This is a genomic window from Pseudomonas sp. GM24 (genome assembly GCF_000282235.1).
Taxonomy (GTDB): domain Bacteria; phylum Pseudomonadota; class Gammaproteobacteria; order Pseudomonadales; family Pseudomonadaceae; genus Aquipseudomonas.
The window spans coordinates 1-1,421 of record NZ_AKJR01000241.1; the positions used below are offsets into that span (position 1 = coordinate 1).

At 57.4% G+C, this 1,421-nt stretch carries 1 protein-coding gene; it reads left to right on the forward strand.

All coding sequences use genetic code 11. The annotated features are described in order from the left end of the window. Window positions 1-595 precede the first annotated feature (595 nt). Complete coding sequence (locus PMI23_RS25060; RefSeq protein ID WP_007911478.1) at window positions 596-1,324, forward strand: class I SAM-dependent methyltransferase; 729 nt, start codon at window positions 596-598, stop codon at window positions 1,322-1,324. Window positions 1,325-1,421 lie beyond the last annotated feature (97 nt).

Genomic DNA, 1,421 nt, shown 5'->3' on the forward strand with positions numbered 1-1,421 from the left:
GATTTGGCGTTACTTTGTACATGGGCTTGGTACCTATCAATAGGGGCCGCAACCAATCTCGCTTCTAAACGGATGGGAGGCAGCTGTGCGCAAGTTAGTAGACCGGACCCCAAACCCTAAATCCGGCGCACCCGAGGGCGCCATGCGCACAGCCACCATCGAGTACAAGCATTCGCCTGTTTGAATGGTACTTGTGCAGCCATTTAGGGGGGATTCCGGGCTACTAAACCCGATCACTGGAAATCAGTGACGCGAACCAAGTTACCGACCGCCCCCCAAGCGCACAAGCCGGCGGATTCTGGCGTAGCGGTAGGCAACGGCGCAAGGATTTGTAGGCTTCAGGACGTAACACCGCACGCCTCTAAACACTTCAGTCGGAACATGTTTATGAAGCGATAACAAATAGCGATTTCCCCGACATTACAGATCCACAACACTCCACCGGTTTTCACCTCCCGCCCAACCGACTAGCATTTCCTCATCAACCACCACCCTCCCCCTGCGCGGCCATCGACGAATACGCGCCATCACTTTCGAGGGATTCCAATCGCGGCCACATTGCCGCTGACGACCGAACTCAAAAGAGCACTTCACCATGACCCAAAATATTTACGACGATCCCGAATTCTTCCAGGGTTACAGCCAGATGAACCGTTCCATCGGCGGCCTCGACGCGGCGCCGGAGTGGCCAGCGCTCAAGGCGCTGTTGCCCTCCATGCATGGCCTGAACGTGGTGGATCTGGGCTGCGGTTATGGCTGGTTCAGTCGCTGGGCCATTGAGAATGGCGCGGCCAGTGTCTTGGGGCTGGATGTCTCGGAAAAGATGCTGGAGCGGGCACGGGAGACCACCACGACGGCGAATATTCGCTATGAGCGCGGCGACCTGGAACAGCTCGACCTGCCCGCCTGCAGTTTCGATCTGGCTTACAGTTCGCTAGCGCTGCATTACATCAAGGATCTGCCGGGGTTGTTTGCGCACCTGTACGCGGCGCTGAAACCGGGTTCGCATTTTGTGTTTTCCATTGAGCATCCGATCTTTATGGCGCCACGTAATCCGGGTTGGTTGATTGACGCTGAAGGCAACAAGCGTTGGCCGCTGGACAGCTATCAGTTGGAGGGTGAGCGGGTGACGAATTGGCTGGCTGAGGGCGTGATCAAGCAGCATCGTACAGTTGGGACGTTGCTCAATTCGCTGATCGATCCAGGATTCACGATTCGACATGTCAATGAATGGGGGCCGAGCGATGCTGAAGTGGCGGCGCAACCGGCTCTGGCAGAAGAGCGAGAGCGGCCGATGATGATGTTGGTGGCGGTGCAGCGCTGAGCCCTCACCCTAACCCTCTCCCAGAGGGAGAGGGGACTGACCGCAGCGCCAGTACGAGCTACGCCGACGTGCGAAATCGAGTCGAACTCAGGTTTTG

What these genes read in the sequence shown, in the direction of transcription:
- PMI23_RS25060 (WP_007911478.1), top strand. Translation starts at nt 596, where the DNA reads ATGACCCAAAATATTTACGACGATCCCGAATTCTTCCAGGGTTACAGC.